Consider the following 26,642-nt stretch of genomic DNA (forward strand, 5'->3'; position numbering starts at 1 on the left):
ACACGATTTCCACACGCGACGCCCGATTCAACCATTTTTGGACTAAAATTTGAGGGGAATTCATTGCCTGAATAAACCGGACCTTTTGTCTGGTAACAGGTAAGTACATTCACTCAACGGGAAGTTAGTCCAACACATGAAAAGCCGGTTTTTTTCGGGCAAAATCAGTATTCCTATTTTTTATTACGTCTGCGGTTTACTGTCTTTTTTATCACTGGGTTGCACACTCCTCCATGCGCAATCAACCGACTCTCTTTCCCCTGCCGCGCGGCAGGGGGTTCTGGATCTTCGGCGGGTAAACCTCGATCAAAAAATCGTTTCGTTGAACGGAACCTGGAAATGGTACTGGCACACGTTACGAAATCCCGGCGATCCCGAAATCCCTTTTGAATACAGCCCGTTTCCGGAAATCTGGAACTCCCAAACCTGGAACGGCCAGCCCCTTCCCTCCTACGGCTACGCCACCTACGCTCTGACGGTCGTGCTGCCGCCCCGGCATCCTGCACTAGCCCTCAAACTCCCCGATGTCTACACCGCCTACCGCCTGCTCCTGAATGGGCAGGAACTGGCCCGGAGCGGCACCCCCGGCACTTCAAGGGAAACTACGATTCCCTTTTGGTCAACGCAGCTAAAAAACATTCCTGAAAAAGCCGATACGCTCCACCTCCTGCTGCAAATTGCCAATTTCCACCATTCCAAAGGAGGTCCCTACAAGGAGATCCTGCTGGGCCGGGCCGACACGCTGACGGTAAAAGCAAACCGGGAACTGGCCCTTAATTTTCTACTGACAGGCTGCCTTTTCATGGGCGGACTGTTTTTTTTGGGCCTCTTTCTCTTCGGGCGACACGAAACTTCCATTCTCTATTTCTCCCTGTTTTGCCTGCTCTACAGCTACCGCATCATCGGTACGGATCAGTATGCCCTCCATTCCATCTTCCACCAGATCGACTGGTCGGTGACGCTCCACCTCGAATACCTCACGCTTTTTTTAAGCATTGCGGCTTTTATCCTTTATACCCGCTCTCTCTACCCCGCCGACGTCCACAAGCGATTTTTGACGGCACTGGCGTGGATTTGTCTGGCATTCGCCGGCATTACGGTCCTGTGTCCGCCCATCGTTTTTACCCAATTGGTCAAACCGTTCCTCAGCCTGATGCCGATCTACATCGCCTACGCTTTTTACGTCTATTGGGTAGCGGCCCAGCGAAAACGCCCCGGTGCTGAGTATTCCCTGATGAGTACCGCCGTACTGCTGGGGGTGTTTGTCATCATTATTTTTAAATACTTCCAGATTGCCTTTCCCGAAAATCTGGTGCTGTTCATGGGATACATCGGTTTTTTCTTTCTCCAATCGCTGGTGCTCTCGTTCCGGTTCGCGTTTACGCTCAAACAAGCCAAGGAACAGGCCGAAGATGGCCTGCGGGCCAAAAGCGAATTTCTGAGTACGATGAGCCACGAAATCCGGACGCCCCTGAACGCCGTGATCGGCATGACGCATTTGCTGCTGCAGGACCAGCCCCGACCGGATCAGAAGCAGCACCTCGACGTGATGCTGTTTTCGGCCAAAAATTTGCTGCACATCGTCAACGACATTCTGGACTTCAACCGGATTGAAGCCGGCAAAACCACCCTGGAAGAAATCCCGATGGATCCGGCCACCATCCTGCACAAGATCATTAGCAGTTACCAGTCGGCTGCAAACGAAAAATCACTGACGCTGACGCTGACGATCGATCCCACCTGGAAAGGCAAAGTCTTTGGCGATCCCACCCGGTTGGCCCAGGTCATTTCGAATCTGGTTCACAACGCCATCAAGTTCACCATTCAGGGACAGGTACAAGTAAGCCTCTCCGTCCTTGAACAAACCGGGCAGGATGTCACCCTCACATTGGCCGTCGAAGATACCGGCATCGGCATTGCCCCCGAGAAACAGGAACTGGTCTTCAACCGGTTTACACAGGCCGATTCGTCGATGTCGCGCAGTTACGGCGGAACGGGGCTGGGCCTGACCATTTGCCGGCGGATTCTGGAGCTGCAAAACGTGGTGCTTCATCTGCAGAGCGAACCGGGGAAAGGGTCCCGGTTTTACTTCACACAGCAATTCCGGAAAATGACAGATCCGCCGGAAATGCTGTCCGAACACCAACCCCTGTCGACCGATAAACCCCTGAAAGACGTCTGCATCCTGCTCGTGGAAGACAACGCGATGAATGTGCTGCTGGCCAAAAGCGTGCTGGAGCGGCTCGGCGCGTCGGTCGATGTGGCCGGCAACGGGCAGGAAGCGGTCGATAAACTGGACTCGGCCAAACACCGGCTGGTGTTGATGGACCTGCAAATGCCGGTCATGGATGGATACGAAGCGACCCGCATCATCCGCGAACGAAACGAAACGCTGCCCATCATCGCCGTAACGGCCAGTCTGGCGCAGGAAGTCGGCAACCGCGCTCAGGTGGCCGGTCTGGACGAAATTCTGGTCAAACCGTATAATCCGACCAGCCTGATGCGGGTCATTCTGCGCCACCTCAACCTGCCGGGTTGACAGACCGGACCTGCCGTTAAATAATAACCCTGCTCTGGCTGCTCAGGTTTTAAGTATCTTACTTTCCAAAGTCAGTGTGACGCCGTCAACCGGATCCGGAAGGTCTATGAGCAAGCCTGTTATCTTTATCGCCAGCGCCAACCCGTCTACCCTCGACGACGGACCGTATCTTCTGGCCCTGAAAGATGAAATACGGTTTATCGATGAATTGCTCAATGAACTGGAATTAAACGAGGAGATCATCTACCCAACGCCTTCGACCGAAACCGATTCCGAGGGCATTCGCAGGGCATTTGTAAAAATCAGCCAGAACCTCACCGTTTTTCATTACTGCGGTCACGCCAGCCAAACCAATTTTACGCTGACCGACGGCAACTACAGCCAGGACCAACTGCTTAAATTGTTGAGCGGCAAGAAACCGAAGCTGGTTTTTCTGAACGGCTGCTCCACCTATGGCTACGTCGAAGCCCTCCTCAGCGCGGGGGTGGAAGCCGTCATCGCCACCTCAACTTCCGTTCCGGATGGGCAAGCCAGCGAGTTTGCCATGGCGTTTTACTTTTCATTCACCCGCCCCCTGCGAACCCTCCAGCAGGCTTTTGACGAAGCAGTAGCGACCTCGAGCGTGCTCTCCGGCAAACCCTCTACGTTTCTGCGGGGCGGTTTTCCGACCGAAATCCCGGACGCACCCTGTGCCTGGGGTCTCTATTTCAACCAGCCCGAGGTGTTGAAATGGACGCTGGTGGTTAAACGGGTCAATACCGAAAAAATCCCCCTCATCGACCGGCAAAAGGCCTTTCTGTGTGACCGGGATCAATACCGCAACGTGTTCGACCCCAGCTTCAACCTCAGCCAGGGACTCGATGTGTTGTACCGGCCGGTACAGCATTACCTGATTGTGGGCGAGGATTACCAGTCTCCGCTGGGGCTGGCGCGGAAGCTGGTCTACGAGAAAATCACGAAGAATCCCGACCGGGTTTATAATTACCCGTTCGACCCCAACGACCGCCGTCGGGATGTTGATGACATGCTCGTCAAACTCAACCGGGCCTACGACACGCCCCTTAAAATCCGGCGCGAACTCTATAAAATCGTCAAAGGCCAGGACGACAGCACCAGCCTGACGTTTGATGAGTTTCTGGGCATTCCGGCGATCAAAAACAGCCAGTATACCATTGTCGCTCTCCAAATCAATGCCGACGATTTGAATGAAAAAGTGCTGGGGTCGATCCGACAGTTCATGACGGAATTTTGCCCGCCCGAAACCGGGGCGAATTCGCCGACCCATCCGTATCTGCTGTTTTTCTGGAACATTATTTTCACCCCGAAACAAAGCTGGTTTTCCGCTTTTATGCCGGGCAATTCCGTTAAAAAAATACTGAAACCGTTCCGAAACTCGGGCCTGGTCGATCCCGACGATCCCGCCCGGAGTCCGCTCATTATTCTGAATCAGGATGACGAACTGCTGGCCGTTCCCGATCAGCGGAAATACCTCGAAGAATGGTTCCGGAACTACCTCCGGCACGCGCCGGATGCGGATAAGGAGCGCGTGATTACCAGTATTTTTCAGCCGGATCACTCCGGAAAAATCGACGTCCCGGCGCTGGAAGATAAACTGCTGACGCTGATCGAACGCTTCAATACCCCTCAAACTTCCTGAAAAATGGCCCTGGTCGAAAAATTTGAATTTGATGAGCAAACGGAACTGAATGTTCCGCGGATGAAGAAAAACCCTTCGGATTACATCCTCGACTCGGCCCTCTACAACGCCGTTCGGGTGGCGATTCTGCTCAAGCAACCACTGCTGCTAACCGGCGAACCGGGGACCGGAAAAACCCGCCTGGCCGAAAAACTGGCCGCCGATCTGTATGCCCGATACCCCAACGAGTACTTGAGTAAACCGCTGGTATTCAACACCAAAACCGTGTCGACATCCACGGATTTATTTTACCTGTACGACGCCCTCGGCCATTTCCACGCGACGCATTTTGACCCGGAAAAACCGGTGGCTTCCACCAACGGGGCCGCTGCCGGAACGGTTTTGTCGATTCCCGAAAAACCGCCCGTTCCTGAGGTAGCCCGGCACATCCGGCTTCAGGCGCTCGGGCAGGCCATCGTGCTGAGCAATCCGGCGATGCTGGAAAAATGCCCGTATCTGTCCATGAACGACATCGATTCGTCCAGTCCCCGCAGTTCGGTGGTGCTGATCGATGAAGTGGACAAAGCCCCGCGCGATTTTACGAACGACCTGCTGAATGAACTGGATCGCTTCCGGTTTCAGGTTCGGGAAGATGGCAACGCGGAATACGAAATCGGAACCAAAAACATCTTTGTTATCCTGACCAGCAATTCGGAAAAGAATCTGCCTGACGCGTTTCTGCGCCGGTGCATCTTTTACCACATCGAATTTCCGAAAGAAGATCAGCTTATGGAAATCGTTCTGAATCAGATTTTTAACAAAGAACTGGAGCGAACCGAATCCGTTTCGAAACGGCGCGCCGTTGAACAGACGATTGCAGAATACATTGCCTATTTCGTGACGGTCAAAAATGCCAATCTGAAGAAAAAACCGGCCACCGCCGAACTCATTAGCTGGATGTATTTCCTGCGCGACGACATTCTCCACCCCCGTCCGCTGAAAGAGGTGGATGAACCCAAACGGCTGGCGAGCTACAGCATTCTGGCCAAACACGCCGAAGATTTTGCACTCCTCAAAACCCTGTAACGGTTTCTTCCGACGGCCATGACGCCCGTTTCTCCCCAACGACCGCTTCCCCTGGGCGAATTGCTCGAGCAACTTCGGCTGGAAGGCTTTGTGGTGACGCCGGAGGTGTACGACCGCTGTTTCCGAATCGCCGACACCTGGTTTCCGGACGGACTGACCACCGCCGGGCAGCTCCGGGAATTGAAGGAGTTACTCGGCCCGGTGGTGGTGCGGTCAGACCTTGAGCAGGAAAAGTTCGGGGGGATCTTCGACCAGATCGTCCGGTTCTCCGATCACCCAGCGAAACAGGTTGAAACCGCCGAAAAATCAGAGGATTCGCAAAAACCGCCGAAGCCCAACCGGCTTCGGCGGGCTACGCTCCTGGCCGTTATCACCCTGATTCTCATCGGACTGGCGGTTTATTACACCCCAAAACCAGTCACCCCTAGGATAAAACCTCCTCAAACACTACCCGACTCGACGCAGCCGCTGGTGGCCGACACGACCAGAAGCACTGATCCGAGTCCCGTTGTCAGGCCGTCTTCGTACCCCTCTTTTCCGCTCATTCAGGCGAAACCGATACGCTTCACCACCTACTCGCGAAACACCGTGTATCTCCTGCTGGCGGTTTTGCTGGCTACGGCCGCAGCGGGCGTGGTGCTCTTTCGGTATTTTTTCCCGAGCCGAAAACGCAGACCAAGCGACGGCCCGCCCTACTTTCTGACCTTCCCGGATCAGGAGAAAACGATCAAAGTCGCCGAGTCGATGGACGTCTGGGCGCGGCAGTTGAACCAGCGCGATGAAGGCCAACGCCGGATGATGGACGTTTCGCGCACCATTCGGGCCACGGCCAGCCGGGGCGGTTATCCCTCGATTTATTACCAGCAAATCAAACTCCGCCCCCGGTATCTGGTGCTGATCGATCAACGATCGACCTTCCACCAGCAGGCCCGGCTGTATGCCTATCTGGGATCGGTGCTAGCCGAAAGCGAAGTTGAACTGGAAACGCTTTTTTTCAACAGCGACCCGCGTATCTGCCGAAGCGAAAAATACCCGAAGGGAATTGCCCTCAGCGACCTGTTCCGGATTCAACGCCATTCCTACCTGGTGTTGATTACGGAAGGCATCCGCCTGATCGACTACGACCGGGGCACTGTGGCCCCCTGGGTCACGAACGGGTTCGACGGCTGGGAAAAACGCGCGATTCTGACGCCGGTCTACCCCGAAAACTGGACGTCCATCGAGGCCATTCTCGCCCGGTTTTTCATCGTACTACCGGCCACCCCCGACGGGCAGTTGCTGCTCCGGACGTATTTTCAGGCGGGGGAGCAGCCGACGTTTCAAGAACTGCGTCGCCAGTGGCCGGTCACCACCACTTCGGCCGCTGACCGGGGCTTTTTTGGAAAACCGGCCAGCAAACTGACCATCTCCGAAATCGACCGGTTTCTCGAAAATCCGTTTGACACCGAAAAACCGACCGAAGCAGAAACCGCCCGGTTAAAACAGTGGGCCTACGCCACCGCCGTGTACTCAACGCCGACCTGGGAAATGACGCTGGCCATTGGCAAAACGATGGAACGCTACCACGGAACCGATGCCTTTGTCACCACCACCAATCTCCTGAAAATAACCGCCTTGCCGTGGTTGCAGCAAAGCAGCATCCCCGAACCGCTGCGCCAGGACCTCCTCGCCCGCTTCGACGAATTGCCGACCGGATTGAAAGCGGTCATTCATCAGGACGTCCTGCAGTTGCTCGAATCGGTCAGGACCAGTCCGGGCAGCCTGGCCGAAGAAGAACGGGAACGACACACCTACGAAGTGATGCTGACCGACGAGAAATACCGGGCGGAAGGCTTGCGAAAACTGGCTCCGTTTCAGAAAGCCGGACTCATCACCAGCCCGGCCATCGACCGCCAGATAACCGCTCACGAACGCCGGAAAACCTTGGCCTATGGCCTGACGCTTGCGATCCTGGCGGTTTTTGGGCTGGCCGCCGGGTATTTTGTTTTCCCCAAAACCAGCACCGCCCCCCCGGCAGGTTCGAAGCGGTTTTTCTACACCGCGTCCGATTCGCTCCGGGCCGATAGCGCCGTGACGTATAATAACCTGGCGGCCCGACTTTCGTTCGATAGCCTGAAGAATTCGAACTTTGCAACCGAGATGGCTGGTGCGATAAAAACCATCGGCTACATACCGGCCAACGATTCCATTGGGGCTACCTATCAGAACGGAATCGATCGCATCGCCGGCCGCTATCAATCGTCCAAGTCATCAGGCGGTTTTGAGTCTGTTTCAGAAATGACCACCGAGCTTGAAGCACATCAGAAAAAGTATTTACCAATCCTGGAAGCCGAATTGTATTCGATGCGCATTGCGTTGCTGATGGCATCGCTCCGGCAGCGGACCACCTTCGAAGCACTTTATAATTTGCACGCGGTACGGTTTCAGCGGAGCGTTTTTCTGGATTCAACCGGAATCAACAGCGGCCGGGAAAAGGATCTCACAATTCGGGGAATCCGAAAAATTGTAGCCCCCACGTCCTGGTATTCAGGCCCCGGCTTTTTTCCGCAGGACTCCCTGCTGGTCGACTACTTAAAACTATTAAATCAGAGCCTGCAAGCCGATTCTCTTCTACTTCGTATCGACGCCCTGGACAGCTACGGTGCCAACCTGAAAAAGTACAGCACACCGGCGTATGCCCAGGATCGGAGTAACCGCCAGATTCAGGAAATCACCATCGCCCAACAGGCGGCTCAATTCAACCGCGTCAATTTGTTTCTGCCCAATGCACCCCGGAACAAAAATCTGCTGATGGTGCGGGTTCCGCGCCGGACTCTTGCACCCGGGAGGACGGATTCGCTGGCCCGACTCACTGCCGCCTGGATCAAACTTCACCTTGAGAAACCGGATTCGTCTCCCCAGACCACTCCCGCTACAGCAGCGAAAACCGCACCGGCCAAAGCCACCACCGTCAAAACCCGACCCAAATCGGTTCCGAAAAAGACCGCACCCGCCAAGGCTTCCAACCGAACGCCCGCCCAAACCAATTCGTATCCCACGCAAACCAAACCGGCCACGGACGAACTGCCCGCAACCGCAACACCTGATCCTGAACCGGCAACCGTTTCGCCCATCGACAACACCGCCAATGCCAACGTAAAACAGGAACCCCAGCCGACCGTCGTCCAGCGCGGAATTCCGGGCGACTACGGGGTGCTGGTGGGCGAAGTTCGGGAAACCCGGATGGTGAGTAACAACCTGTTTTTGCTCATTGCGGTCAATGGAGAGTATTATCAGGTTCGCATTGGCAATCAGCCGAATGCGTCATACGGCAAGTCGTCGGATGCGCCTGTTATAGCAATGGCAGAAAATGATCTGGTTCGTAAAATTCCGGGCTTCCAGCGGTTTAGCTCGGCAAAAGAGGGTTTTTATAAATTGGATAAAACCAGCACCTCTGGAGCACTGGATTATCTGCGCACGGGCGATTCGTACGCGGATTTCAAGGTAGATCGAAAGGCTTACCTGGGCGGTCTGGTCAGCGTTTCCAAAAAATCACCCACCCGAATCTACGTCTGGGGTGCCCGCTGGCAACCTACCGCGTCTTCGAACCCCTTCAAACTGCCGAACGGATTCTATGAAATCCACTACGTTCACCAGAATCAGGGGTTTTATTCGCCGAACGATGTTCTTAACGCACCCTGGCAGGACGGCGGGATCATTCTCGATTCGGGAAGTTTGAAAGCCATTGCCATCCGGTTTTCGTCCCAGTCGACCACGACGGATGCCAAGGGCGATCCGGTCAACGCGACAGCGAAGTAAAATCCGGCGTTCATTCCCGGCAAAAAGATCGAATTAAACCGGGTCCAACCGGCGCAACTGGGTTTGCAAACCGAGGCTGCGAATGTCCAGTTCCTGCTCGATCCGGCGGATGGCCTCTTCGCTGAAGGTCCCCTGCTTGTGCCACTGAATGATCAGATCCCGCTGGTGGTTGATGACGGCGAGTTCACTTTCGACAAATTCCCGGAAGAAATTCGCAGCCGTGGGTGGTGCCCCTTTTTGGGGTTTTTCGTCCAACCGCAACACCCCGTTCAGGTAGTTGGTCTGTTGTTCAAACCGGGTTTTCAATTCACTCAGCACCTCGTCGTGCAGGTTCATGGAAAGTTCGCCTTCAATGTAGGTAATCGAGCTGGTGGTGATGGCCAGGCGGATTTTCTTTTCTTCCTGCACGGCCTTTCCCGCCGGTTCCTGCACGTTGAGCCAGCGGATAAAAAACGGCAGCGTGAGCCCCTGTAGCACTAAGGTGACAAAAATGACCATGAACGAGATGAACAGAATCTCATTCCGCATCGGGAAAGCCTTTCCATTGCTTAGGGTTAAGGGCAAGGCCAGCGCCGTGGCCAGCGACACCACCCCGCGCATCCCGGCCCAGGAGGTGATGAACAGCTCATTCGGTCGGAACAGAATACGTCTTTTCTTCCCCCGATCCAGTAAAGTGCTGATGTAGGCCAGCGGAAAAATCCAGATAATCCGGGTGACGATGGCTACGAAGCTAATCAGCAGGCCAAAGCCGATTAGCCGTCCCACGGAATGGTCTTCGATGTTTTTCAGGATCACCGGCATCTGCGACCCGATCAGGATGAAGACAAAACCGTTCAGCAGAAAAATCAGAATATTCCAAAAACCGTTGATCTGCATCCGGGTTTGAAACGAATAAATTTCGTAAGAATTCCAGGCCAGATACAAGCCCATCGACACCACCGCCAGCACCCCCGAAACGCCCAGGTGTTCGGCCAGCAAATACGCCACAAAAGGCAAAAGCAAGGTAATGGTCGTGGCCACCGTCGGGTTTTCGAGCTTGTTGTGTATATGCCGAAAGAGGTAGCCGATGGCGAGACCGATGACAACGCCCCCGGCAGCTACCACCAGGAATTGCAAACCAGCCTGCCAGAAAATGAAACTCCCACTGGTAACAGCCGCCACCGCATACCGGTAGGCAATCAGCGCCGACGCATCGTTCACCAGACTTTCGCCTTCCAGAATGGTAATCAGCCGGTTGGGAAGCCCCAGGCCGCGGGTGGCACTCGTGGCCGCTACCGCATCCGGCGGGGAGGTGATGGCACCCAGCACAAACGCCAGCGGCCAGCTAAAACCGGGGATGCAATAATGGGCGACCACGGCGACGGTCACGGTGGTAAAAAAAACCAGCCAGACCGCCAGCAAACCGATGGGTCGGCGGTAGGCTTTGAATTCGTGCCAGGAAATGTTGCCGGCGGCTTCGTATAACAACGGTGGCAGAAAAATCAGAAAAACCACCTCCGATTCCAGGTGAATGTCCGGCACAATGGGCAAAAATCCCAGTACCAGACCGGCAATCACCAGCAGAATGGGATACGGAATTTTCAGTTTCTGGGTAACGGATGCGAGGGCGGCCAGAATGGCCATTAACACTAAAACGATTTCAAGATTGGTCATCGAGACGGTTTCTATTACAGAAAATGCTTACTTTAGAACGCTGAATCATTCAGCTTTTACAACCGAATTAAGGTATGGGTTTTCAATTCGACAAGGCGGTGCGCCGGGGTATTTCTTTTTGCTTTATTTCACTGATTCCATTTTTCTCAATCGGGCAATCGAAAACCTCGCTGGAACAACTCCGGCAACAAATTGAAGCCCAGCTGGCAACGCAGCCGGGCCGCTTCGCTGTCGCGTTCAAGGATTTAACCACCGGACAGGAGCTTTTGATTCACGAACGGGAAGAATTTCATGCCGCCAGCACCATGAAAACGCCGGTCATGATCGAGGTCTACAAACAGGCCGCCCAGAAGCGGTTTTCGCTATCCGACTCCATCCTGATCAAAAACGAGTTCAAAAGCATCGTCGACGGCAGTCCATACAGCCTGAAAGCGACCGACGACAGCGACACGCTGATTTATACCAAAGTCGGCACGAAACTTCCCCTTTCGGCGGTGCTATACGACATGATTATCCTGAGCAGCAACCTCGCCACCAACCTCATTATCGAGAAGGTCGACGCTAAAAAAGTGATGCAAACGATGCGCGAAATGGGCGCCAAAGACCTTCAGGTTCGGCGGGGCGTGGAAGACACGAAAGCGTTTCAGCAAGGGCTGAACAACACCACTACCGCTTACGACCTGATGGTCCTGTTCGAAAAAATGGCCACCGGAAAAGCCGTCAGTCCGGAAGCTTCCCAGGACATGATCCGGATTCTGCTCGATCAGCGGTTCAACTCCGTTATTCCCGCAAAGTTACCCAAAACCGTCAAAGTGGCGCATAAAACTGGCTCTATTGCCACGGTTCGGCATGATTCGGGGATCGTTTTTCTGCCCGATGGCCGCAAATACGTCCTGATTCTGCTCTCGAAAGAAATCAAAAGTGATGCCGCCGTGGTCGAGTCCCTGGCCACGGTTTCCGGAATGATTTACCAGTATTTCATCCAATAAGAAGCCAACGCCAGCGTTTCAATCCGGTTTGGACTGTTATTTGCTTGTCAAATCAATATTTGCCCCTAAATCCCCTGAAGGGGACTTTCAGCATCCGTAAGAGGCTGTGTCCAAGTCCCCTTCAGGGGATTTAGGGGCAAAATTTGAATAGCCTACATAAGTACTATGAAAAAAATCGTCCTCCTCTTTCTCTTCATATCCCGCTTTTTACCCAATGGTTTTTCGCAGGATCTTTACCAGGGACCGAAGCCCGAAACCGTTTTCACCGCAAACGCCGAACTGGGATTTCTGAAGGAATTCAATGAAAAATTCAAATCCGACTTCGACGCCCCGGCGCAGTATACCAAAGCGCTAACCACCGGTGTCGACGGCTGGGAAATGACGCTGTTCTCGGCCCGAAAAGCCCAACTGGCGTTCTACCAGGCACATCCACAGGCGGGTCAGTTTTCCGAGCCGTTCAAAAAATACGTAGAAAACTGCATCCGTTGGAATTACTGGCATTTGCTCATGGCCTGGCCCATCGTCCGAACCAATGCGCAGGCTACGCAGCAAACCGTGCCGTCGCTGCCCGCCGTCATGCTGGAAGGTTTTGACGAGTCGAAAGCGAACGATGAAACGGCGATGATCGCCGAACCCTATCGAAATTTTCTGTTTTACTACGTGACGTATTTCAATTCCAGGTCCCGGAAATTTGCCAAATACACACCGGATGAACTGCCTAAAATGCTGCCGGAAAAAGCCGGTTATGCCCGCCAGCACCTGACCGGAAAACCGTATCAGTATGCCCTGGCCCGGCTGTTGATGGATAATTGCGAAAAAGCAACGCCTTCGTCGGTGCGCGAAGTATTTGCAGCCCTGACGGCCACTCCAAACGCAACGGCGTATACGGATCTGGTAAAAACACGCTGTGGAGAGGTGATGACCCGGAAAGACGAACCCAAACCGACAGCCGCTGCGAAGAAAAAACCGGTCGATCCGAATGTCTTTTCGTTTCTAAACCAGAACGGCGAGTCCGTCACGCTGGACGATTTTAAGGGCAAGGTGGTGTATCTGGACATCTGGGCCAGTTGGTGCGGGCCTTGCATCGGCGAGGTGCCGCACTCCAAAAAGCTCTATGAGCGCCTGACGAAGAAGCAGTTGGAAAAAGTCGCGTTCCTCTACATCTCCATCGACGATTCGGAAGCCAACTGGAAGACGGCCCTGCAAAAACACCAGCTACCCGGCGACCAGGGCTGGTCGAAGGGCGGCTGGCGCTCACGAATTGTGCAATACTTTGGTGTTCAGAGCATTCCGCGTTACATCCTGATCGATAAAAAAGGCCAGATGGCCGACCTGAATGCCAAACGCCCCAGCACAGCCGATGCCATTTATGAGGACATCGTGAAACTGCTGGAGAACTGAGCGGTTTTTAGTTATCCCGAATCGGCGTGTCCCGCGAATCGGCGTAGGCTTTACCAAAGTCGATTTTCTTCACCTGACTGGCTACGTACTGAATGCCCTGAAAAATGTGTTTCATGAACAGCGGTTCCGAATAATCCTTTTTGTCGTGGCCGAGCGTCGTACACCAGGTATAGCCGCCGTCGAAGTGGTAGTACCAGGCGGCCGGATACAGGTTTGTAAAAGAACCGCCGAACATCTTCACTTTTTCGGGTTCCTCGCCGTTGAGGGAAGTCAGGTCGTGGGCCATCACTACGGTGGGTCCCGGCGACATTTCCTTGGTAAAATAGAATTCGTCCTCCTTTTCCCAGACTTTCGGAATGCCCTGCATCGACGAATGTTGGGTGTCGATCACGACGGTTTTGAACTTCTGGAATTTGGGGTGCCAGGCGAAGGTGCCGCCAATCATCCGCTTGAACCAGGTCCAGTTTCGCTCGGTACCCGTCACCGAATGAACGCCCACAAAACCGCCCCCGGCTTCGATGTACCGCCGGAACGAAAGCCGCTGGGCGTCGGTGTCGAACACATCGTTGTTGGTGCTGGGAAAAACCAGCAGCGTGTATTGTTTCAGGTTGTCTTCCGTAAAAACCGACGGCTGGTCCGTAACGTCCACCTTAAAACCGTGTTCCTCGCCCAGCTTCTGAATGCTCTTCGCAGCAAACGGAATGTTGTCGTGGACGTATCCTTTTCCGTTTTTGGTATACACCAACACCTTGACTTTCTTCCAGTTAACCTTATCGCCTTGGCTCCAGCCAACAGTCGAGGTCAGCAGCAGCAAAAACAATCCGGCCCAAAAAATCGTAGCAATGCGATTCATAAGAAGTTAGATGGGTTTATAAGTTAACCATATAGTATGGTTAGAGAATTAATCTACTAGCCCACGGTTTTAACCGTGGGAAAAAGTTAAAATAGGAATTTTGGGAACCGTTTTAACGGTTTAGCGAGCCCCAACCCGTTAAAACGGTTCCATATAGTTTTGCTTCTTATACCCACGGTTTTAACCGTGGGCTGATTTATTTCTTTTCCAATCCATTGCACGCTAACCGCATCGCATAATCCATAAATCGATAAAATTCTACACCTTCAATTTAACATCCTGCGCCTGTTTCTGGGCTTTCAACGCCAGTTCCGTCGCCAGAAAACAATGCGCCTGGGTCATGGCGGTTTCGGTGCGATTTAAAATGTCATCGATCAAAAGCTTACCATAAGGCGTTTCGACCTGGCTGCAATCGATGGTTTTCGTTTCCTTATTGTCAACGAGAAACAGGTGATTGCCCCCCTCACGTCCGCTGATGTCTACATACTTGCGAACTTCGATAAACCCTTCGGTGCCCAGAATTGTCAACCGTCCGTCTCCCCAGGTGTTCAGGCCGTCGGGCGTGAACCAGTCGACGCGGATGTAACCGGTTCCGCCGTTGCCTCGCAACATCGCATCGCCAAAATCTTCAAATTTCGGGTATTGCGGATGGTTCGTATTGCCCACCTGCGACGCAACGATTTCGGCCTGGGTGGAGCCCGTGAAAAACAGAAACTGGTCGAACTGGTGCGAGGCAATATCGCAGATGATGCCGCCAAACCGCTGCTTGTCGAAAAACCACTCGGGGCGCGTTTTGGCATTCATGCGGTGGGGACCCAGGCCGATGGTCTGAATGACTTTGCCAATGGCGCCGGCTTTCACCAACTCCCCGGCTTTGGTAGTTGCCTTGTTTTCAAGCCGCTCACTGTACATGATGGAGTAAATCCGTTTGGTCTCTTTCTGCACCTTACGAACTTCAGCCAGTTGTTCCAGCGTCGTAATACCGGGTTTGTCCGCCATGTAATCCTTCCCGGCTTTCATTACGCGAATACCGAGTGGTGCGCGTTCATCGGGAATTGCGGCACTGACCACAAGTTGGATGGAGTTGTCTTCCAGAATCTCTTTTTCGCTTTTGACGAGCTTGGCATCCGGGTAGCGCTTCGTGAATGCAGCCGCCAGATCCGGTTCTTTGGCGTAAAACGAAACAAGCTGCCCGCCCCCGCGAATGATGGCTTCGACCTGCCCGTAAATATGGCCGTGATTCAGACCAATGGCCGAAAACCGGATGCGGGCCGCGCCTTTCTGACGGCTGCTGCCAACCACGGGAACCGAATACGGGATTCCGGGGGCGGCCAGAAGTTCTTTGGGAAGGGCCGTCAGACCGGCGAGTCCGGCCGCGGTGGTAACGGATTCTTTGATAAACCGTCGCCGGTTGGCTTGTGATTTGTTCATGGTCGTTTCACTTTGTCGCTAGTTCACTTTTGGACTTTTTGGCCAGTTCGAGTGCCTGCGTGGTCGTGTAATACTTTGAAATCATGTTCGGCACTTCCCAGGCGGGCAAGGCACCGGCTTTCAGGTAATCGAGGTATTTCTGCGCCACGCGGCCAAAATGCGCTTCGTGTCCTTCCTTGTATTTTTCGGGGATTACTAATTCCCAGCCTTTGGCAATTTTCTTCACCTCAACGCCCGGAAATTCTTTCTGGATGTTCGGCAAAACCGTTTTCAATGCCGCTTCCAGATCCGTGTTTTTGTCAACCGCTTCAATGTATAACGTCGGTTTGTACTGCTGCTCGGCACCCTGACGAATAATCAGATTGGCTTTCGTTCCCCGCATGATCGAATAGTGGGTGTCGCCCGTGCCTTCCGGTGCTTTGTATTTCCAGATTACCGACACCTTGGCGTGAACCCCGCGAAGCTGGTAGTTGATTTCGCCATTGCTGTAGACCTTCAATACGCTGTCTTTCACCACATCTTTCTTCAGATAGTCCGGAAAAACGTCCTGTTTGGTGATGGCTTTGAACTGGCTCAGCGTCATGTCGGTCGTCCAGCGACGGGCGGACGTCAGGCTAATATCTTTTTGGTAATCAATCGTTTGTTCCGGAAAACACTCCCACTGCACCAGATCGACGAGGTGGGTGGTTACGTCCACGATGCCTTCGCCCTGCTGGGCCACATCCATAAACCAGGACGGCCGGGTCAGGATGCTGCCCGAAACGTTTTTGTAGAAATGGTGAACACTTTCCTTGGTAACCGCCGGATTTTCGGGTGTTCCTTTTTCCAGCGTCCCGAACAGATCGGCCTGCTGCGAGAAGGCCCGTTGCAGCATCGTGCTGATCTCGTAGCGTTCCGTCATGATGTCATACAACAACACCTTGTTCTTTTCGGCGGTCGCGAATGCTTCCTTTAACTGGTCGAAGTTGGCCGCGCTGATCACCATCGGTTTGTCAGCCAGCACGTTGAATCCGGCCCCCACGGTTTTCTGAATGTAGTCGGTTTTCAGGCGGTTGTTGCCCGCCATGACCACCACATTCCCGGCTTTGTCCGTTAGCATTTTATCGAGAAAATCCGTACCCAGATAGACGTCTTCATGCCAGTTCGTGGGGTCTTCCGGGCGGGCGTTGTAACCCTTGATTTTATCCAGATGAAGCTGAACATCCGGGCCATCCGGGGCGTAGACATGCACCGTGGAATCGACGCCATCAAACATGGTTTTCTGCACCAGGGCCGCATGAAAATGACCGGGGTCCAGGGTAATCAGATGAATCATGTCATCTTTCTTTTGATCTGACTGACAAGCGGTGAGTAAGGCAGCCATCAACAGACTGCCGGCAACGGGGGCTACTTTCATTCGAAGCATTTTGGTTAAACGCACGGATTATTTTGATTTGGTGGAGGCAACGACTTGAATGGCATAGGGCGACCGCTGTGTGCGGGACAATAGTTTATTGGCCTCCGCATCGTTCTTAAACTGCTCTTTTTTCGGATCCCAATACAGTTTTCGATCCAGTTTCATGGCCGCGTGGTGGAGCAGACAGGCCGAACACGACCGGTGGCCCACTTCGGCGGGGGCAATGGGTTCTTTCCGGCTGACGATGCTTTCCAGCCAGTTGCCGTGGTGTTCTTTGCTGACCGGTAAATGAATTTCGTTCGGCCCGATCACCGACTCCAGAATCTTCGGATCGCTGGCATCCAGGGCTTTGGCGGCTTTCTGTTTGGCAATGGGATCGCTGGCGGTCACGGCAGCGTCGCCCCGCGACACAAAAATCCAGCCGTCGGTGCCTTCAAACTTGATTCCGTTGGGCAACTCGTTGCTGACCACCATCCGAACGCCGTTTTCGTACAAGGCTTCGGTGCGGAAAATACCGTGAACATCCCACAGGCCTTTCTTCGGAAAATCGGCTTTCCCCCAGATTTCCACCGGTCCGGTGTATTCGGTATTCATCGCCCAGTGGGAACAGTCGATGTGGTGGGAGCCCCAGCCGGTGATCATGCCAGCGCCAAACTGTTCGCAGCGCAACCAGCCCGGTCGGTCGTAGTCCTTCTGCGGATGCACCCGTTTTTCGGTATAATATACCTCAGGCGTCGTGCCGAGCCACATGTCGTAATTCAGGTTTTTCGGGATCGGCATTTCCGGTTCTTCCTCGCCGGAAGGATCGCCGGGCAAGCCGACGGAGACGGTTTTCAATTGACCAATCCGCCCGTTGCGAACGAGTTCGGCCGCAAACCGGAACTGGTGCGACGACCGCTGCTGGCTTCCCACCTGCATGATCCGCCCCGTCCGTTTCACCGCATCCGCCATCAATCGGCCTTCCGAAATGGTCAGCGACGCCGGTTTCTGCATGTAGACATCTTTTCCGGCATTGACGGCATGAACCACCATCGGCGCGTGCCAGTGGTCGGGCGTGCTGATCAAAACGGCATCGATATCCTTGTTGGCCAGCAACTCGCGATAGTCGCCATAACCCCGCACGCCATCGTATGATTTACCTGTTTTCTTGGCGTAAACGCCATTGACGAGTTGTTTTCCTTCTTCGACCCGCTTGCTGTCTACATCGCAAACGGCCATGATCAGGGCATTGTCGTATTGCCAGACACCCGGCATGTCGTGCGTCCGCGAAATGCGGCCAACGCCAATCGCGCCGACATTGATGCGGTTGCTGGGCGCATTTTCACCAAAGACCGAGGCCGGTACGATGGTTGGAAAACCACTGACAAGCGCGGTTGTTGCGAGGGCTCCTTTGGTGGTCAGGTCGAGAAATTTTCTCCGGGAGACCACTGATTTTTTTTCCGGTGCCATAGTTAGCAAGGTTTGAAAAGGCTTTTTGGGTAGAAACCACACCTATATTTAACCATAAGCGACGACGCCCCGATTTTTACTATTCATTTTCCGACGAAGGTGCCGGTATTATTGGTTCCGGTTCGCGTTTCCGAAAAAGAATCCTCCACTTAAGGTCCCGTTTTTTCCACTTAACCAAATTATTTTTCACCGAAGGCGGGTTCCGTTTTACCTTGCACAGTAAACGAAACAACACACCTGATGAATCTGAATGTAAAGTTAGTCCCCTCGGCGTTGGGGCTCGTGATTGGCCTGGCCATTTTGGCCGCTGGTGGCCCTGAATATGGTGCCGTTCGGACCAAAAAACCGGCTCATGTGGTACCGGCGGTTCAAAAAGCGAATGGGAAGACGGCGAATCAAAAGAAACCGGGTCGGTCGGCGGCAGACTGCCGTACGGCCTATGTTGATAAACAGAGCCGGAATGAGCCTCTGGAGTGGGCCATTGAAAGTTACAAATAAAGCAAACATCGGCCTGATTATCAACTCTATCCAACCGAAACAGAGCCGGTTTTAGCCGTTATTCTGCAACGAGCGAAACCGGTCGATGCCTTTGGACGGGTTAAATAAGCGGTCTCCCGGATTGGCTTTGTGTTGCTGCTTACGCACCAGCGTCCGGCTTGACAAGCCTTCGCCCGCGGGCGGATTTTCCAGCAATACGGTAACTTTTTTGTTCAGGTGTTCGATTTGAAGCTGTAAATCAGCCAGTTGTTTTTCTATGTTTTTCATGGTGCAAATGCGTATTATATAAAATCGACAATTACTTTAGTACAATTACAAGACTCCTACGATACTATTCTATCTCTCTAATTATCTCCTATACAATACTACAATATTCTGACCAAAAGAGTTTTACGAAATTTATTCCTTAACAAAGGTTTATCCTATCGTCACGCTGCATCGCCGAATAATACAACAATTGGTAAAATTTTTAAATTTATACTTCCAATCGTCATACGGCAAGATTTAACGGTTTCGGCACGTCTTTTCCGCACTATGAGTATCTTTCGGAGCCTTATATGCCCGACATGAAGAAACTGTACACCGTAGCCGTTGCCCTGCTGGCTTCTACTCTTTCATTTGCCCAAAAATCCAAAGACACCTGGGACGTCGCCACGCCCAAAGGGTCCGCCAAAGAAGTTAGTCTAACGACCACCGAAGGCACCTGGATGAACCTCGACGTGAGTCCGGACGGCCGCGAAATCGTGTTCGACCTCCTCGGCGATCTCTACACGCTGCCCATCACCGGCGGCACCGCGAAGCTTCTGTCCGGCGGTCTACCCCTGGAAATTCAACCCCGCTACAGCCCCGACGGCAGCCGGATTTCATTTACCAGCGACCGCGCCGGGGGCGATAACATCTGGACCATGAACCGCGACGGCTCCGGGTTGCGCCAGATCACCAACGAAGACTTTCGGCTGCTGAACAACGCCGTCTGGACGCCCGACGGCCAGTACCTCGTGGCCCGCAAGCACTTTACCAGCCGCCGTTCATTGGGGGCGGGTGAACTCTGGCTCTATCATGCCGGGGGCACAACCGCCGGTTTGCAGTTGACCAAACGAAAAAACGACCAGCAGGACGCCGGAGAGCCCTGCGTTTCGCCCGACGGACGGTACGTCTATTTTAGTGAAGACGTGAGTCCGGGGCCGATTTTCCAATACAACAAAGATCCCAACGGCCAGATTTACGCCATCAAACGGTTTGACCGCCAGACGGGCGAAGTCAAGAATATCGTGACTGGCCCCGGTGGTGCGACCCGCCCGCAGCTTTCGCCCGATGGTCGGCAACTGGCGTTTGTCCGGCGGGTTCGGACCAAAACCGTGCTGTACATCCACGACCTGAAAACCGGGGAGGAATTTCCGGTCTTCGATCAGCTCAACAAAGACCAGCAGGAAGCCTGGGCCATTATGGGTCTGTACCCCAACTACAACTGGCTGCCCGACGGCAAAGAAATCGTGATCTGGGCCAAAGGGAAGCTGTTTCGCGTAATCGTTCAAACGGCCAAAGCGGTTGAAATACCCTTCACGGTGAACGCCAAACTGACGATTCAGGACGCGGTGCGTTTTCCGCAGACGGTTTTCTCGCCCACGTTCGACTCGAAAATGATCCGCCACGCCCGGACCTCACCCGACGAAAAAACGCTGGTTTTTCACGCAGCCGGTTTTCTCTACCTGAAAAAACTGCCCGACGGCCAGCCCGAACGGCTGACCAAAGAAACCGCCAGTTTTGAATACGAACCCAGTTTTAGCCCCGACGGCAAATTCCTGCTCTACACCACCTGGAACGATTCACTGACGGGCAGCATTCGCAAACTGAATCTCCAATCCCGCAAAATCGAGACACTGACCCGCGAAAAAGGGTTTTACAATACGCCGGTTTTCTCGCCCGATGGCTCCCAAATTGTGTATCGAAAAAGCACCGGGAACGGTTTTATGGGCTTTGCATATGGCAAGGAACCGGGCTTGTACGTCATGCCGGGCAACGGCGGTGTGGCCCGTTTTATTCGGGAAAGTGGCGAAGAACCGCTGTTCAACCCCGCCGGCGACCGGATTTTCTTCGTGGAAGATGGTGCGACGAAAGCTTTCAAAAGCGTTTCGCTGAACAATTCCGACGAGCAAACGCATTTTACGTCGCAGTATGCCACCCGGTTTGTGCCGAGCCCCGACAACCGCTGGATTGCATTTCAGGAGCTTTTTCAACTCTACATCGCCCCCTTCCCAGTGAGCGGAAAAGCCGCCGATCTTTCAGGTGGAACGAAAGCGTTTCCGGTTTATAAGGTAACGCGCGACGCCGGGGATTATCTGCACTGGTCGAACGACAGCAAAAAGCTCCACTGGACCATTGGCCCTGACTATTTCACCCGCTCCATCCAGAACAGTTTTGCCTTTGTGGAAGGTGCCCCCGAAAAGCTGCCTGCCATCGACAGCACCGGAATTCCGATCGGCCTGAAGCTGACGACCGACGTTCCGAAAGGCATCGTAGCCTTTAAAGGGGCCACCATTCTGACGATGAAAGACGATGCGGTGATTGAAAACGGCGTGCTGGTGGTGCAGGACAACAAGATTCTGGCGGTCGGCCCGGCCAGTTCGGTCACGATTCCGGCGGGGGCCAAAATCATCGACGCCACGGGCAAAACCATCATGCCCGGTTTGATCGACTCCCACGCCCACATCGGCACCGGCGACGGCAAATCGCCCCAGCAGCAATGGTCGTATTTTACAAACCTGGCCTACGGCGTCACGACGGTTCACGATCCGTCCTCCAATACCGAGATGGTTTTCAGCCAGTCGGAAATGGTCAAAACCGGCCGGATGCTCGGACCCCGGGTGTATTCGACCGGAACGATTATTTACGGAGCCGACGGCGATTTCAAGGCGGTGATCAACAGCCTGGACGACGCCCGTTCGCACCTCCGCCGAATGAAAGCCGTGGGCGCTTTTTCGGTTAAAAGCTACAACCAGCCCCGCCGGAACCAACGCCAGCAGATCATTCAGGCCGCCCGCGAACTGGGCATGATGGTGGTGCCCGAGGGCGGTTCGTTCTTCAACCACAACCTGACGATGGTCATGGACGGCCACACGACGGTAGAACACAACCTCCCCGTCGATCCGATTTACAAGGATGTCGTTTCGTTGTGGGGCAACAGCAAAACCGGTTATACGCCCACGCTGATTGTGAGTTTCGGCAGTGTTTCCGGCGAATATTACTGGTACCAGAAAATGAACGTCTGGGAACAGGAACGCTTGCTGCGGTTTACGCCCCGCGCCGTGGTCGACAGCCGGTCGCGTCGGCGGACGATGTTGCCTGATGAAGAATTTGGTCACATCGGAAATTCACAAACCGCTAAACAACTTACGGATGCGGGCGTGAGCGTTCACCTCGGTGCCCACGGCCAGTTGCAGGGACTGGGCGCGCACTGGGAACTCTGGATGCTCGGCCAGGGCGGTATTTCCAACCTGCAGGCGCTTAAACAGGCCACCATCGGCCCGGCCCGAAACCTCGGACTGGACAAAGAAATTGGTTCGCTGGAAGCCGGAAAGCTGGCGGACTTGCTGGTGCTCGACAAAAACCCGTTGCAGGACCTGCGCAACAGCCAGTTCATTCAGTATGTAATGATCAACGGACGGCTTTTCGATGCCGCCACCATGAACGAAACCGGGAATTATACCCGGACGCGCGGCAAGTTTTACTGGGAAAACAACCGATCCAACGACGGTTTCGACTGGCACGCCGAAACGCAGAGCTTCGGACACATTCATTGCGTGTGTCAAGGGTTGCATTGACCCCGGTATTTTTGCCGTATAATATATTAGTCGGGCAAACCGTTCCTTATTCGGTGGTTAAAACCACTGAACTAAAAATAATTCAATACATTGCAGTCAAAATAAGCCTGAAAAATCAATCTGTATGAAAAAAGCCCTCCTGCTCCTGTTGATGGGGACTACGCTGTTCGTAAGTTGCAGCAAAGATGATGACGACACCCCGGCGGTGAAAACCAAATCTGAAATGCTGGTTCGTACCTGGGAAGTGCAAACTGGTTCTATCGGTTTAGGCACTGCAACACCTATAACGGGTTACACCAAAGGTGGTACAGGCAACCTCATTGATATGAGCAAGTTCAAACTTGAATTCAAGACGGGTGGAGACTTCGTACAAACCAGCCTGGACGGAACATCTTCCACCGGCAAGTGGGCGCTGACGGACAATGACACGAAATTGTCACTCACGACGACCCAAATTCCAACGCCGGATGTATGGAACATAACGACCCTTTCCGAGACGAATTTTGACATTGCCCGCCAAATTGCCGGAAACTCAACCGCTCCGGGTGATTTGTACTGGAAGAACCTGATTGATACCTTTGGAAAACCGCTGGGAATCACCTCAGCCGCCGGGGCATCCATCGCAGTAAAAACCATTCCGGTGAAATAATTGAGTTCAAAATACCACCATCAAAACAGACCCGGAATGGAGATTCCGGGTCTGTTTTGGTTTACAACCATTCTATTAAAATTAGGCGGTTTTTAAAAAGAAAAACCCGTGCAAGGCAAATTTGCTTCGGGCTAGCTCCTACCGCAGTATCATCACCGTCCCCCGCAGCAAAGGCGCATCCGGTTTGTAACGGATTGTATATACGTAAGCCCCCGGTGGCACCAGATCCCCTTTCAGCCTGCCGTCGAAGGGATGAGCATAGCCGTCGGCCGATTTGTAAATTACCTCACCCCAGCGGTTGAAAACCGCTACTTCGACGGTCGGGAAAGCTTCGACGCCTTTTAACTCCCAGACATCGTTCTGTCCGTCGGCGTTGGGTGTAAACGCGCCCGGCACCCAGATTCGCTCGTAAACTGTTACGACCACCGTCCCTTCGGCTTTGCAGCCCGTTGCATTTTCGACTTTTAACGTGTAGACGATGTCGTCTTCAATGGCAACCACCCGCGCGTTGGCTTCGGCCGGATCGGCCAGATAGGTGGGTGGTGACCACTCGAATTTCACCGGATCACCGGTCAGAACCGGACTGAGGGTCAACGAAGTACCCAGCGATGTAATAACTTCTTCCGGTAACAGAATGGTCGGAATGGGAGCCACGACGGCGGTTTGCTGCGCCACGGCCGCCGGACATTCCGGTGCAAAGTTGATCGAATACGTCAGCACGTGGTTGCCGATCCCGGCGGCTTTCGCATCGTATTGCGTTCCCGACACGCCCGGCCCGGCGAAAGTCCCTCCTGCCGGGGTTCCCGTCAGTGAAAAAACCGGACCTTCCGTACCGCAAACCGGCGGAACAGCGTCCATCGTGACGGTGATGGCGGGAATCTGCGCAACGGCGAAGGGGGCGGAAATCGCCTTGCAACCATTTTCCGCGGTTACTTCCACGACGTAGGTTCCGGCGGTTTGCACCGGAAAAACCGGATCGGTGACCGTTGCGACGGGCTGACCATCCCTTTGCCAGGCAAAGCTGACCCCGCCGACGCCTTCCAGCGGCAATGCCGCACCGGGGCAAATCCGGTTCTGCGATGAACGGATAGCCGCCTGTACGGCGGGTGCGCGGTTGAGCGAAAGGGCGCCGGTGTTGTAGGTACAGCCGTATTGCGTCTGGGTTAACACGGCCCGGTATTCTCCCGGCTGGGTAACGGTCAGGGAATTAACGGCAGGAGGTGCCACCACGAGCTTGCCGTCCCGAAACCACTGGTAGGTCAGATCGTTCCCTTCCAAAACCCTCAGGACGACGGAACCATCCGTGGCACACAACTGCCCGGTTACATTGAGATCCGAGGTGAGATCCACCACCTTGAGTGTTACATTCTGGGAACCGCTGGCCTTACCGCACTGGGTTTTCAGGGATACAAAAACCGAATACGTCCCCGGTTCATTGACCTGTAGTTTGGTGCCGGTGGCATCGGGCAGATTCAGTCCGTCGCGACGCCACTGGTAATTCCAGTCGGGGTTGACGGTCGTCTGGAGTTCCAGCGTTTTTCCTTTGCAGATCGTAAATTCGGTATTGGCCGGCAAACCGGTGGCCCACACGGTCGGGTTAGGGGCCGCAACCGGGGGGCAATCGATCACCAGAAACTGGAAGTCCCGCCGAACCTCCCCTATTTTTACGCCGTTGCGGTATTCTTCTACTTTAACCGCAAAAACGAACAAACCCAGTTGGTTGGGCGTCACCGACAACTGTCCGCTCCGGGCATCGACCGTCAGCGTCGGACTGCCGGGAATGGCACTGTTGGCGCCAAAACCGCTCAGCCACTGAATGTCCGGATACGGTCCGGCACTGGCTTCTATGTTTCGCCCCTGGGTACTATTTTTATTGAGGGGTGTCACCATCGAATACCGCAGTTCATCGCCATCGGGGTCGATTCCGCCAAAGGCAAACGAAAAAGCCTCGTTGATACAGAGATACTCGCCGTTGATGGGATTAAAGCGGGGGGAAGAATTATTGAAATACTGACCGCTTTTTTGCAGGGCCGGAAATTCGAGGTAAAAAGTAAAACCGGTTTGTACGGGATTGTTGATGTTGTTGATCCCGGCGTTGCGGTTCTGGGTCTGGAACGACATGTAATAGCCACCGGCATCGCTGTAAAGGGCCGGATCGAGCTGAATATCAGCCCCAAACGTAGCGGCAATCACCCGCTGGTTTTGCGAGGTGGCACAGGCTTCATTCGTAAAGACCACGCGTTCGCGCTGGGCGGTTTCCGAAACGTTGAATACCAGCATCCGGGCGTTGTCGCGCAGTCGGAAAATCCCGATCTGCCCGCCCGTAGTCTGGGCCGCCCGGTTGTTGTCTTCAAGGTAATTGATCACCGTGATTTGAAAGTGTCCCGGCACATCGCCAATCGCCCGCATTTCGATCTGCCCGCCAACCTGGTGGGTAGCCAAAACCGGAAAGGCAAAGCCCAGCAGCAGAAGCCAGAGCAAAGCTCGGTTAAAAACGGGAAGCATGGGTCAGACAGTAGAAATGGTCGATATGAACGTATTTTTGAAAAATTCATTCAGACAACTAAAGTTACTCTTTTTTCAATATCGTAACTTAAAAATTAATACCGCAACATCTAGGCATGAAGGGAATTGTACTGCCCGTCAGCCGTTCACTACGGCTCTCTACCGGTAAATACGCGGGAATGCATCTGCCCGTTGCAGATGTTACCAAATTTTGCTGAAGGGTTGGTTTTCCCCGAAGCCCGGGTCTATTTCCGCAAATCCCGGTAACCAATCAACTGAATGCCTTTGGCCTTGATGAGCGCTTTGACTTTAGAACTGGTCCAGGCGTCAGTGACGCCCTGGCGGTCGACGGCCACCTGCTCGTATCCAATGTGGTGAATGGCCCGCAGTTCGGGCGTATCGAGACCGGGATGGTCGACAAACAGGTAGGTTTTGCCAGGTTCCAGGCTTTCGAGCATTTTGGAAAAGCTCTCAATTTTCTCGTCCGAGGTTGCGTGGGCACCCAGGTAGCCGACGCCCGTCACGCCCCAATCCTGCATGTTCCGATCCAGAATCAGGAGGTTGTATTCTTTCGCCAGCTTCAGCACCAGGGCTTTCACGTCGTCGCCCATGCCGGTGCAACCCATATGGCCGGAAACGTGGCTGATGCGGGGAATCTTTTTCAGGCCCATTTCAATCTGCGCCCGAAACTCTTTTTCAACGTCTTCCAGTTTCCAGTCGTTTTCGACCAGGGCGCGTTTGGGGTAGTTTTTATTCGGATAAATCATGGGATAGAAATAACCGTCGGCCGAAACCGGCCGCCATTTCACGTTGTCCCACTCGCTGGTCAGGGCCAGGTGAATGCCCACGTCAATGTCCGGAATGTCTTTCAGCATCTCGACGGCTTCGGGAAACCAGGGCGAGGGCACAATCACTTCGATGGACGACTCGATGCCTTC

17 protein-coding genes are annotated in these 26,642 nt (G+C 53.9%); 9 read left to right on the plus strand and 8 right to left on the minus strand.

Annotated features, from left to right (window positions below):
* Positions 1-136 precede the first annotated feature (136 nt).
* The 4 genes from ACO064_RS30600 (at position 137) to ACO064_RS30615 (ending at position 9,059) form a co-directional block, all read left to right on the plus strand.
* Complete coding sequence (locus tag ACO064_RS30600) at positions 137-2,539, plus strand: ATP-binding protein (protein ID WP_421830957.1); 2,403 nt, start codon at positions 137-139, stop codon at positions 2,537-2,539.
* Between the two features lie 106 nt (positions 2,540-2,645).
* Entirely contained in the window at positions 2,646-4,196 is a 1,551-nt protein-coding gene (locus ACO064_RS30605) for a CHAT domain-containing protein (protein WP_421830958.1), read from the plus strand.
* 3 nt (positions 4,197-4,199) lie between these two features.
* Positions 4,200-5,261, plus strand: a complete 1,062-nt coding sequence (locus ACO064_RS30610; RefSeq protein WP_421830959.1) for an AAA family ATPase — start codon at positions 4,200-4,202, stop codon at positions 5,259-5,261.
* Positions 5,262-5,279: 18 nt separating this feature from the next.
* Positions 5,280-9,059, plus strand: coding sequence for a DUF2278 family protein (locus ACO064_RS30615; protein ID WP_421830960.1), 3,780 nt, complete (start codon positions 5,280-5,282; stop codon positions 9,057-9,059).
* A 33-nt stretch (positions 9,060-9,092) separates the two neighbouring features.
* Here ACO064_RS30615 and ACO064_RS30620 read toward each other — a convergent pair whose 3' ends face one another.
* Positions 9,093-10,712, minus strand: a complete 1,620-nt coding sequence (locus tag ACO064_RS30620; RefSeq protein ID WP_421830961.1) for a Na+/H+ antiporter — start codon at positions 10,710-10,712, stop codon at positions 9,093-9,095.
* A gap of 74 nt (positions 10,713-10,786) precedes the next feature.
* Between ACO064_RS30620 and ACO064_RS30625 the strand changes: the two genes are divergently transcribed.
* Both ACO064_RS30625 and ACO064_RS30630 read left to right on the plus strand, forming a co-directional pair.
* Entirely contained in the window at positions 10,787-11,701 is a 915-nt protein-coding gene (locus ACO064_RS30625) for a serine hydrolase (protein ID WP_421830962.1), read from the plus strand.
* 165 nt (positions 11,702-11,866) lie between these two features.
* Entirely contained in the window at positions 11,867-13,102 is a 1,236-nt protein-coding gene (locus tag ACO064_RS30630; protein ID WP_421830963.1) for a TlpA family protein disulfide reductase, read from the plus strand.
* Between the two features lie 7 nt (positions 13,103-13,109).
* On the opposite strand, the gene ACO064_RS30635 is transcribed toward ACO064_RS30630, so the two are convergent.
* From ACO064_RS30635 to ACO064_RS30650, 4 genes are all read right to left on the minus strand, one after another.
* The gene (locus tag ACO064_RS30635; protein WP_421830964.1) at positions 13,110-13,955 is read right to left on the minus strand and encodes a ThuA domain-containing protein; all 846 of its coding nucleotides are present in this window, start codon (positions 13,953-13,955) and stop codon (positions 13,110-13,112) included.
* A 258-nt stretch (positions 13,956-14,213) separates the two neighbouring features.
* Positions 14,214-15,386, minus strand: coding sequence for a Gfo/Idh/MocA family protein (locus ACO064_RS30640; RefSeq protein WP_421830965.1), 1,173 nt, complete (start codon positions 15,384-15,386; stop codon positions 14,214-14,216).
* Positions 15,387-15,393: 7 nt separating this feature from the next.
* A complete protein-coding gene (locus ACO064_RS30645) occupies positions 15,394-16,782 on the minus strand; it encodes a putative oxidoreductase C-terminal domain-containing protein (protein WP_421830966.1) in 1,389 nt (462 codons plus the stop codon).
* Between the two features lie 27 nt (positions 16,783-16,809).
* Positions 16,810-18,231 (minus strand): Gfo/Idh/MocA family protein, encoded by a 1,422-nt coding sequence (locus ACO064_RS30650; RefSeq protein ID WP_421830967.1) that lies wholly within the window; start codon positions 18,229-18,231, stop codon positions 16,810-16,812.
* Between the two features lie 240 nt (positions 18,232-18,471).
* On the opposite strand from ACO064_RS30650, the gene ACO064_RS30655 reads away from it, so the two are divergent.
* Entirely contained in the window at positions 18,472-18,729 is a 258-nt protein-coding gene (locus tag ACO064_RS30655; RefSeq protein WP_421830968.1) for a hypothetical protein, read from the plus strand.
* A gap of 51 nt (positions 18,730-18,780) precedes the next feature.
* Here the strand turns inward: ACO064_RS30655 and ACO064_RS30660 are convergent, their stop codons facing one another.
* A complete protein-coding gene (locus ACO064_RS30660) occupies positions 18,781-18,996 on the minus strand; it encodes a hypothetical protein (protein WP_421830969.1) in 216 nt (71 codons plus the stop codon).
* A gap of 299 nt (positions 18,997-19,295) precedes the next feature.
* Here ACO064_RS30660 and ACO064_RS30665 point away from each other — a divergent pair, with 299 nt between their 5' ends.
* Both ACO064_RS30665 and ACO064_RS30670 read left to right on the plus strand, forming a co-directional pair.
* Entirely contained in the window at positions 19,296-22,550 is a 3,255-nt protein-coding gene (locus tag ACO064_RS30665; protein WP_421830970.1) for an amidohydrolase family protein, read from the plus strand.
* Between the two features lie 124 nt (positions 22,551-22,674).
* The gene (locus ACO064_RS30670) at positions 22,675-23,199 is read left to right on the plus strand and encodes a hypothetical protein (protein ID WP_421830971.1); all 525 of its coding nucleotides are present in this window, start codon (positions 22,675-22,677) and stop codon (positions 23,197-23,199) included.
* 138 nt (positions 23,200-23,337) lie between these two features.
* Here the strand turns inward: ACO064_RS30670 and ACO064_RS30675 are convergent, their stop codons facing one another.
* Positions 23,338-25,704, minus strand: a complete 2,367-nt coding sequence (locus ACO064_RS30675; protein ID WP_421830972.1) for a gliding motility-associated C-terminal domain-containing protein — start codon at positions 25,702-25,704, stop codon at positions 23,338-23,340.
* Positions 25,705-25,949: 245 nt separating this feature from the next.
* On the minus strand, positions 25,950-26,642 hold a 693-nt coding region (locus ACO064_RS30680; RefSeq protein ID WP_421830973.1), incomplete at its 5' end, for a ChbG/HpnK family deacetylase.

The organism is Larkinella sp., assembly GCF_965227735.1.
Taxonomy (GTDB): Bacteria; Bacteroidota; Bacteroidia; order Cytophagales; family Spirosomataceae; genus Larkinella.